The following is a 1,200-nucleotide window of genomic DNA, read 5'->3' on the forward strand; positions in this document are numbered from 1 at the left end:
CCAGTAGCTCCGGTTGAACCTGTGATACCCGTGGCCCCAGTAGCTCCAGTTGCACCCGTGATTCCAGTGGCCCCAGTAGSTCCGGTTGAACCTGTGATACCMGTGGCCCCAGTAGCTCCAGTTGCACCCGTGATTCCAGTGGCCCCAGTAGATCCGGTTGAACCTGTGATACCCGTGGCCCCAGTAGGTCCGGTTGMACCTGTGATACCAGTAGCACCAGTAGCTCCGGTTGAACCTGTGATTCCAGTGGCCCCAGTAGCTCCAGTTGAACCTGTGCTACCAGTGACCCCAGTCGGACCGGTAGCACCTGTGATACCTGTAGCACCAGTCGGACCGGTTGMACCTGTAATTCCTGTAGCACCAGTAGCTCCAGTTGCACCCGTGATACCAGTAGCACCAGTCGGACCGGTTGAACCTGTGATACCAGTAGCACCAGTCGGACCGGTTGAACCTGTGATTCCCGTAGCWCCAGTCGGACCAGTTGGTCCAGTGCTGCCCGTCACACCAGTGGCCCCAGTAGGTCCGGTTGMACCTGTGATACCAGTAGCACCAGTCGGACCGGTTGCACCTGTGATACCCGTGGCACCAGTAGCTCCAGTTGCACCCGTGATTCCAGTGGCCCCAGTCGGACCGGTTGAACCTGTGATACCWGTAGCACCAGTCGGACCGGTTGAACCTGTAATTCCTGTAGCTACCTGTGATTCCCGTAGCTCCAGTCGGACCAGTTGGTCCAGTGCTGCCCGTCACACCAGTGGCCCCAGTAGGTCCGGTTGAACCTGTAATTCCTGTAGCACCAGTCGGACCGGTTGCACCTGTGATACCCGTGGCCCCAGTAGATCCGGTTGAACCTGTGATACCTGTAGCACCAGTAGGTCCGGTTGAACCTGTGATACCCGTGGCACCAGTAGCTCCAGTTGCACCCGTGATTCCAGTGGCCCCAGTAGATCCGGTTGAACCTGTAATTCCTGTAGCACCAGTAGGTTGAACCTGTGATACCCGTGGCACCAGTAGCTCCAGTTGCACCCGTGATTCCAGTGGCCCCAGTAGATCCGGTTGAACCTGTAATTCCTGTAGCACCAGTWGCACCAGTCGGACCGGTTGMACCTGTGATACCCGTGGCCCCAGTAGCTCCAGTTGAACCTGTGCTACCAGTGACCCCAGTCGGACCGGTAGCACCTGTGATACCTGTAGCACCAGTAG

The 1,200-nt window shown here is 57.9% G+C and carries 3 protein-coding genes; 2 read left to right on the top strand and 1 reads right to left on the bottom strand.

What is annotated here, in order from left to right; all coding sequences use genetic code 11:
- The coding region (locus ASG46_RS21325; RefSeq protein ID WP_235562226.1) for a hypothetical protein at positions 1 to 503 on the bottom strand (503 nt) is incomplete at its 3' end.
- Positions 504 to 697: 194 nt separating this feature from the next.
- Here ASG46_RS21325 and ASG46_RS21330 point away from each other — a divergent pair.
- Together ASG46_RS21330 and ASG46_RS21335 are read left to right on the top strand one after the other, a co-directional pair.
- Complete coding sequence (locus ASG46_RS21330; protein WP_235562227.1) at positions 698 to 985, top strand: hypothetical protein; 288 nt, start codon at positions 698 to 700, stop codon at positions 983 to 985.
- 13 nt (positions 986 to 998) lie between these two features.
- Positions 999 to 1,200, top strand: a 202-nt coding sequence (locus tag ASG46_RS21335; RefSeq protein WP_235562228.1) for a hypothetical protein, incomplete at its 3' end; no start/stop codon positions are given.

The organism is Bacillus sp. Leaf49 (genome assembly GCF_001426125.1).
GTDB classification, from domain to species: Bacteria; Bacillota; Bacilli; order Bacillales; family Bacillaceae; genus Bacillus; species Bacillus altitudinis.